The sequence below is a fragment of the Xanthomonas sp. SHU 166 genome (assembly GCF_000364685.1).
Classification (GTDB): domain Bacteria; phylum Pseudomonadota; class Gammaproteobacteria; order Xanthomonadales; family Xanthomonadaceae; genus Xanthomonas_A; species Xanthomonas_A sontii.
Genome location: NZ_AQOJ01000851.1, coordinates 1 through 7167, shown reverse-complemented (window position 1 = coordinate 7167; position 7167 = coordinate 1). Strand labels below are relative to the sequence as shown.

The 7167-nt window shown below is 70.0% G+C and carries 8 protein-coding genes; 4 read left to right on the top strand and 4 right to left on the bottom strand.

What is annotated here, in order from left to right:
* On the bottom strand, positions 1 to 920 hold a 920-nt coding region (locus D180_RS19435), incomplete at its 3' end, for an aminoacetone oxidase family FAD-binding enzyme (protein WP_017914085.1).
* Positions 917 to 1462: a YaeQ family protein gene (locus D180_RS19430; RefSeq protein ID WP_017909328.1), complete on the bottom strand. Its 546-nt coding sequence runs from the start codon at positions 1460 to 1462 to the stop codon at positions 917 to 919. The genes D180_RS19430 and D180_RS19435, both read right to left, overlap by 4 nt.
* A 492-nt stretch (positions 1463 to 1954) precedes the next feature.
* Here D180_RS19430 and D180_RS19425 point away from each other — a divergent pair, with 492 nt between their 5' ends.
* Positions 1955 to 2164, top strand: a complete 210-nt coding sequence (locus tag D180_RS19425) for a cold-shock protein (protein ID WP_017909327.1) — start codon at positions 1955 to 1957, stop codon at positions 2162 to 2164.
* A 204-nt stretch (positions 2165 to 2368) separates the two neighbouring features.
* Positions 2369 to 3061, top strand: coding sequence for a glutathione S-transferase (locus tag D180_RS19420; RefSeq protein WP_017909326.1), 693 nt, complete (start codon positions 2369 to 2371; stop codon positions 3059 to 3061).
* A 21-nt stretch (positions 3062 to 3082) separates the two neighbouring features.
* Here the strand turns inward: D180_RS19420 and D180_RS19415 are convergent, their stop codons facing one another.
* Entirely contained in the window at positions 3083 to 3976 is an 894-nt protein-coding gene (locus tag D180_RS19415; RefSeq protein ID WP_017914084.1) for an alpha/beta hydrolase, read from the bottom strand.
* 293 nt (positions 3977 to 4269) lie between these two features.
* Here D180_RS19415 and D180_RS19410 point away from each other — a divergent pair, with 293 nt between their 5' ends.
* On the top strand, positions 4270 to 5841 hold the full coding sequence (locus D180_RS19410; RefSeq protein WP_017914083.1) for a YdiU family protein: 1572 nt from the start codon (positions 4270 to 4272) through the stop codon (positions 5839 to 5841).
* Between the two features lie 19 nt (positions 5842 to 5860).
* Here D180_RS19410 and D180_RS19405 read toward each other — a convergent pair whose 3' ends face one another.
* The gene (locus tag D180_RS19405; RefSeq protein WP_017914082.1) at positions 5861 to 6490 is read right to left on the bottom strand and encodes a TetR/AcrR family transcriptional regulator; all 630 of its coding nucleotides are present in this window, start codon (positions 6488 to 6490) and stop codon (positions 5861 to 5863) included.
* A 137-nt stretch (positions 6491 to 6627) separates the two neighbouring features.
* Between D180_RS19405 and D180_RS19400 the strand changes: the two genes are divergently transcribed.
* The coding region (locus tag D180_RS19400) for an efflux RND transporter periplasmic adaptor subunit (RefSeq protein ID WP_017914081.1) at positions 6628 to 7167 on the top strand (540 nt) is incomplete at its 3' end.

Below are 7167 nucleotides of genomic sequence, written 5' to 3'. Positions count from 1 at the left end.
CCCGCCAGCCACACCTCGCACAGGCGTTGTGCGAAGCGGCGCGGCAGTGCCTCGCCGAGTACCGTGCGCAACTCGGCGGCGCCGCGCAGGCGTTTCTGTTCGCGCAGCCAGGTCGCGGCGTCCTGCCCCGGCAACAGGTCCAAGCGCAGGTCGTCGCCCGGTTGCCAGTACGAGGAGATCTGCAGGATCGCCGGGCCGCTGACGCCGCGGTGGGTGATCAGCATGAAGTTGCGGAAGCGCGCACCGTTGCAACTGGCCTCCACCGGCAGCGCCAGGCCGGACAGGTCGTGCAGGCGTTCCTGGTGCTTGCCGCTCAGGGTCAGCGGCACCAGCCCGGCGCGGGTCGGCAGCACCGCGTGGCCGAACTGCCGCGCCAGCTCGTAGCCGAAGCCGCTGGCGCCGAGGCTGGGGATCGACAGGCCGCCGGTCGCCACCACCAGCGAGGCCGCATGCACCGGGCCATCGTCGGTGTCCAGGCGGAACCCCTCGCTGCCGCGTTCCACCGCGCGCACGCTGCAGTCGGTGCGCACCGTCACCCCCGCCGCGGCGCACTCGTCCACCAGCATGCGCACGATCTGCTTGGAGGACACGTCGCAGAACAACTGCCCCAGTTCCTTCTCGTGATAGGCGATGCCGTGGCGCTCGACCAGGTCGATGAAGTCGGTGGGGCGGTAGCGGGCCAGCGCCGACTTGCAGAAGTGCGGGTTGGCCGACAGGAAGTTGCCCGGGCCGGTACCGGTATTGGTGAAGTTGCAGCGGCCGCCGCCGGACATCAGGATCTTCTTGCCGACCTTGTTGGCATGGTCGATCACCCGCACCCGGCGCCCGCGCTGGCCGGCGGCGATCGCGCACATCAGCCCGGCGGCGCCGGCGCCGAGTACCACGACATCGGTGCGGAGGGGAGCGGTCCCGGCGCTCATGCTGCGGCTTTGCGCACCGTGGGGGTGAAGGCGAAGCTGCCGCTGTCGCCCAGCCACTGCACCTCGCCGTCCTGGATCACCACGTCGAAGCGCATGCTGCGCTGGATCAGCTCGGCCGCCGCAGCGACGGCGTCGGCCGGCAGGTCGATCACCTGTACCGGCTTGAGCTTGATCAGCGCGGACGCGTTCTTGTCCCACCAGATGTCCGCGGCGCGGCCGCCATAGTTGGCCACCACCACCGAGCGCGCCCGGCCGCAGGCCTTGCGTACCCGCGACTCGTCGGGCTGGCCGACCTCGATCCATTGCTCGATCGCGCCGGTGTAGTCCATCCGCCACAGGTCGGGTTCGTCGTCGCTGCTCAGGCCCTTGCCGAACAGCAGGCGCTCCTCGGCGTACAGGGCGAAGGTCAGCAGGCGCGCCATCAGCCGCTGATCGGTTTCGGACGGGTGTTGCGCCAGGGTCAGGGAATGGGCGGCGTAGTAGCCGCGGTCCATGTCGGAAATCTGCAGCTCCGCCTTGCGGAGGGTGGCGGTGAGGGCCATGCGGCTACCGGGATCGAGGGCGCACTAGGATACGGTGTGGGGCCGCCCCTGGCCGGGGACTTGTGGGGAAGCGGGAGAATCGAGGCCGGGGGGGCGCGTGTCCGACCCGTGGCCGGGGCGGGGGGAGGGGGAGCCACGGCCACCTCCCGCGTGGTCGCAGGCTCAGTCGCCGTTGTCCGGATCCAGGGCGGATTTGCGCAGTTTCCGCGGATCGGCAGGCGGATCGGCAGCGCCGGCGTTAACTTTAGGGTGAGGTTCAGCTTCCTTGTGGTGGATCCCGGTTTGTCTACACAAACATGTCGCTTTTTGATCACGACCCGCGTATGGTGGCCCCACTGTGTTTGCTAGAGTCACCGTGAATCGTGGCTTGGTGCAGTAGATCTCACGATCCACTTCATCGTTCCGCTCGCTTTACTAACGCCTGCAACTCAGTCTCGGCCTCGATTTCCGATGGCTGCGATTTCTTCAATTCAATGTTTCAGGAGTTAGCAAATGTCTGAGCGTCAGAACGGTACCGTGAAGTGGTTCAACGATGCCAAGGGCTTCGGCTTCATCACCCCGGAAAGCGGCCCGGACCTGTTCGTGCATTTCCGCGCGATCCAGGGCACCGGCTTCAAGTCGCTGCAGGAAGGCCAGAAGGTGACCTTCGTCGCCGTGCAGGGCCAGAAGGGTATGCAGGCTGACCAGGTGCAGGCCGTCTAAGGACGTCTGCCACCGCAAGGTGCCGAACGCCGGGAGCGCAAGCTTCCGGCGTTTTTGTTTGGGTGTTTCTTTTTTCGGACAGCGGGTTCCCGCTGATCGCGGCGCCGTCGCCATGGCGCCAGATGCAGCGACCATGCCCTGCATGCGCGGGTTCACACCTGCATCCGGCTACCATGGCGGCCCCCGAGCTCCGGAGCCGTCGCCATGATCACCGTGCATCACCTCAACCAGTCCCGGTCGCAGCGCGTGCTGTGGTTGCTGGAGGAACTGGCGCTGCCGTACCAGGTGATCAAGTACCAGCGCGATCCCAAGACCATGCTGGCGCCGCCGGAGCTGCGCGCGATCCATCCGCTGGGCAAGTCGCCGGTGCTGGTGGACGACGGTCACGTCCTCGCCGAGTCCGGGGCCATCCTCGACTATCTGGTGGACCGCTACGACACCGGCAGCACGCTGTCGCCGGCGCCGCAGCCGCTGGATTCGCCCGAGCGCCTGCGCTACCGCTACTGGATGCACTACGCCGAGGGGTCGGCGATGCCGCCGCTGCTGATGAGCCTGGTGTTCGGGCGGATCCGCTCGGCGAAGATGCCGTTCTTCGCGCGGCCGATCGCCAAGGCCATCGTCGACAAGGCGATGCATGGTTTCGTCGGTCCGCAGGTGCGCCTGCACCTGGACTGGATGGAGCGCGAACTGGCCGAGACCGGCTGGTTCGCCGGCGACCGCTTCACCGCCGCGGACGTGCAGATGAGCTTCCCGGTGCAGGCCGCCGCGGCGCGCATCGGCCTGCAGACGCATCCGAACCTGGCCGGGTTCGTGCAGCGGATCGAGCAGCGCCCCGCCTATCAGCGCGCGCTGCAGCAGGGTGGTCCATTCGAACTGCTCGGCAGCGCGGACGGCTGAGTTCCGTCCGCATCGTCCGGGTCAGCGGGCGGTGGGACGTGCCGGGCAGGCGCGCACGAAGGCGATGCTGTCGGCCATGACCGGCAGCGCCGGGTCGTCCTTGCGCAGCGCCAGCACCAGGCGCATGTGGCCGACGCCGGGATAGGTCTTCAGTTCCGCCTGCACTCCGGCGTGCTGCAGCGCGGCCTGCAGCGACTGGCTGTTGTGCGGCTCCACCACGGTGTCGGCGTCGCCGTGCAGCAGCAGCGCCGGCGGCTCGTCGCCGTCGACGAAGTTCACCGGCTGTGAGCGCCGCTGTTGCGCCGGGTCCTGGCCGAACATGCCGATCAGGTCCGGATCGGTCAGCGGCAGGAAGTCGTAGGGGCCGGCCAGCCCGACCAGACCGCACAGTTGCCGCGGCGACAGGCCCTGCGCCTGCAGCCAATGACCGTCGGTCGCCAGCAGCGCGGCGATGTGCGCACCGGCGGAGTGGCCCATCAGCACCAGCCGTTGCGGATCGCCGCCGTAGTCGGCGGCATGGCGCTGGCTCCAGGCCACCGCCGTGGCGGCATCGCGCATGAAGCCGTCCAGGGTCACCTGCGGATACTTGCGGTAGTCCGGCACGATCGCGACCACGCCGTGCCGCGCCAGGGCTTCGCCGGCCCAGCGGTAGTTCTGGCGGTCGCCGGTCTTCCAGGTACCGCCGTGGAAGAACACCACCACCGGCGCGTGCTCCACCCCGGCGGGGCGGTACACGTCCAGTGCCAGGCCATGCGCCGCGTCGTAGACGATCCCGCGTTGCTCGTGGAGGCCATGCCGCGAGGAACTGGCGTTGAGGCCGCCGAAGAACAGGCTGCTGCAGGCCGAGACCAGCAGCGAGGACAGGGCGATCAGGGCGTTGCGGGGCCAGCGGGGCGAAGACGGTCGGTCGGACATGGGCGATCCCTGAGAGGAGCGCGGAGCATGCCGCATGGGGGTGTCGGCGGCGAGTGGAGGTGGGGCGTGGAGTGGGGAGTGGGGAGTGGGGAGTGGGGAGTGGGGGTTGGGGAGTGGGGATTGGTCAAAGCGGGGGTTACTGCGCGTACGCTGGGTTCGCGGTGGTCGTACCCTCACCCCAACCCCTCTCCCGGGGGGAGAGGGGCTTTTCGGGCTCTCGCGATACCTGGCGTGCACTGGATGCTCACCTCGCGGACTTTCCAATGAAGCCTGCGGCTTCTACGCTGTCTCCCATGCCCTCCTTGCGTTTCGACAATCGTTTCGTCGCCGAACTGCCTGGCGACCCGGAAACCGGTCCGCGGCGCCGCGAGGTGCTGGGCGCGCTGTGGTCGCCGGTCGAGCCGACGCCGGTCGCGGCGCCGCGGCTGCTTGCGTATTCGCCGGAGGTGGCCGCCTTGCTCGGGCTGTCCGAGCAGGAGGTGCGGGCGCCGGAGTTCGCCGCGGTGTTCGCCGGCAATGCGCGCTATCCGGGCATGCAGCCCTATGCGGCGAACTATGGCGGGCATCAGTTCGGGCATTGGGCCGGACAACTCGGCGACGGCCGCGCGATCTCGCTGGGCGAGGCGCTGGGCGTGGACGGGCGGCGCTGGGAGCTGCAGCTCAAGGGCGCCGGGCCCACGCCGTATTCGCGCGGTGCCGACGGCCGCGCCGTGCTGCGCTCGTCGATCCGCGAGTTCCTGTGCAGCGAGGCCATGCATCACCTGGGCGTGCCGACCACACGTGCGCTGAGCCTGGTCGGCACCGGCGAGACGGTGGTGCGCGACATGTTCTACGACGGCCACCCGCGCGCCGAGCCGGGCGCGGTGGTGTGCCGGGTGGCGCCCTCGTTCGTGCGCTTCGGCAGTTTCGAGCTGCCGGCCGCGCGCAGCGACACCGCCTTGCTGCGGCGCCTGGCCGATCTGGTGATCGCACGCGATTTCCCGGAGCTGTCCGGCACCGGTGGCGCACGCGATGCGGCCTGGTTCGCCGAGATCTGTGCGCGCACCGCACGCATGGTGGCGCACTGGATGCGGGTCGGCTTCGTGCACGGGGTGATGAACACCGACAACATGTCGATCCTGGGCCTGACCATCGACTACGGCCCCTACGGCTGGGTCGACGACTACGACCCGGACTGGACGCCCAACACCACCGATGCGCAGGGCCGCCGCTACCGCTTCGGTACACAGCCGCAGGTTGCGTATTGGAACCTCGGCCGGCTCGCGCAGGCGCTGGCGCCGCTGTTCGACGACGTCGCGCCACTGCACGACGGCCTGGAGCGGTTCCGCGCGGAGTATGCGCAGGCCGAGCGCGACAACATCGCGGCCAAGCTCGGCCTGGCGACCTGCGGCGACGCCGATGTGGCGCTGATGCGCGACCTGCTGGATCTGCTGCAGCAGGGCGAGGTCGACATGACCCTGTGGTTCCGCGGCTTGAGCGCATTGCCGCTGCCGCCGTGGACGCCGGCGCAGGCCCTGGCGGCACTGGCCGACGCGTTCTACGACCCGGACAAGCTGGCGGCGCAGGCGCCGGCGTTCGAGGCCTGGCTGGCCCGCTATGCGCAGCGCCTGCAGCAGGATCCGCTGCCCGCCGCCGTGCGTGCGGAGCGGATGCGCGCGGCCAACCCGCGCTACGTGCTGCGCAACTACCTGGCGCAACAGGCGATCGACCGCGCCGAGCAGGGCGACACCGGCGGCATCGACGAGCTGCTGGAGGTGATGCGGCGTCCCTACGACGAGCAGCCCGGGCGCGAGGCCTTCGCGGCGAAGCGTCCGGACTGGGCGCGCAGCCGGGCTGGCTGTTCGATGCTGTCGTGCAGTTCCTGAGCGGGGCCGGCGCGTGCGCTCAGGGCGCGGTCGCGCCGCGATAGCGCCAGGCGGCCAGGAAGGTCGCCACCACTTCCTTCGCCAGCGCCTGCTGCGCGGCCGCGTCCGGCGCCTGTCCGTTGAGCATCGCGCCGGGATAGGCATAGCCGAAGGTGGCGCCGATGAACGCGGTGGCGGCGAGGGTGGGGCGTGCGACCTGCACGTCGCCGCGCGCGTGCAGGGTCTGCAGCAAGGCGCTCAGGCGCTCGCGCAGGCGGCCGGCGCGGCGCTGGTGCAGCGACTGCAGCAGGTCCGGCATCTGCGCGCTGGCCTGCACCAGCAGGCGATGCAGGCGCAAGGCGTCGGGCGCGTACAGGTGCGCCGGCACGGTCAGCGCGATCTGCCGCAGGGTCGCCGGCAGATCCTGTGCGGTGGCGCTGCCGATGTTCTCCAGCCGGGTCTGCAGCTCCTCGCCCAGCGCCTCGAACACCTGCATCAGCAGCTCGGCCTTGCTGGAAAAATGGTTGTACAGGCTCTGCCGGGTGAGCCCGGCCTGGCTGGCGATCTGTTCCAGCGACACGTCCAGCCCGTGTTCCAGCAGCAGGGTGCGTGCCGCTGCCAGCAGGCGTGGCCGCGCCAGTGCCGGCCGTCCACGCGGGCGCGCGGGCACGACAGTTGTCGCCGGCTCGGCCGTCGCCGTCGCAGTTTGCGCATTCTGGCGGCGAAGGGTTGTGCTTCCCTTCATGATTGTTTTTTTGTCTTTGAGTAAATTAAATGATCCTCCCCGCCGTCCCCAGGATCAAGCGCATGCCCGCGCCTTTCGTCCAGCGCCGCCGCGCGCTGCCGTTGCTGCTGTCCGTCGTCGTGCTCGCGTTCGCCGGCTGCAAGGGGGGAGGCAAGGCCCCGGCGCCGGCAGCGAAGACGGTGGAGGTGGTGACCCTGCAGCCGCAGAGCGTGCCGCTGAGCGTGGAACTGGCCGGGCGTACCGTGGCCTCGGAAGAATCGGAGGTGCGGCCGCAGGTCAGCGGCATCCTGCGCCAGCGGCTGTTCGAGGAGGGCGCCACGGTGCGGGCCGGGCAGCCGTTGTTCCAGATCGAGCCGACCCTGTACCAGGCCGCGGCCAACCAGGCGCAGGCCAACCTGGCCACTGCCGAGGCCACGCTCGCCGCCGCCACGCTGCGCGCCGAGCGCTATCGCACCCTGGGCAAGACCCGGCTGGCCGCGCAGCAGGATGTGGACGATGCGCAGGCTGCCTACAAGCAGGCGCTGGCCAGCCGCGACGCGCAACGCGCGGCGCTGGACACCGCGCGTACGCAGCTGCGCTTCGCCACGGTGCTGGCGCCGATC

What these genes read in the sequence shown, in the direction of transcription:
- D180_RS19430 (WP_017909328.1), bottom strand. Translation starts at nt 1,462, where the DNA reads ATGGCCCTCACCGCCACCCTCCGCAAGGCGGAGCTGCAGATTTCCGAC.
- D180_RS19425 (WP_017909327.1), top strand. Translation starts at nt 1,955, where the DNA reads ATGTCTGAGCGTCAGAACGGTACCGTGAAGTGGTTCAACGATGCCAAG.
- D180_RS19420 (WP_017909326.1), top strand. Translation starts at nt 2,369, where the DNA reads ATGATCACCGTGCATCACCTCAACCAGTCCCGGTCGCAGCGCGTGCTG.
- D180_RS19415 (WP_017914084.1), bottom strand. Translation starts at nt 3,976, where the DNA reads ATGTCCGACCGACCGTCTTCGCCCCGCTGGCCCCGCAACGCCCTGATC.
- D180_RS19410 (WP_017914083.1), top strand. Translation starts at nt 4,270, where the DNA reads ATGCCCTCCTTGCGTTTCGACAATCGTTTCGTCGCCGAACTGCCTGGC.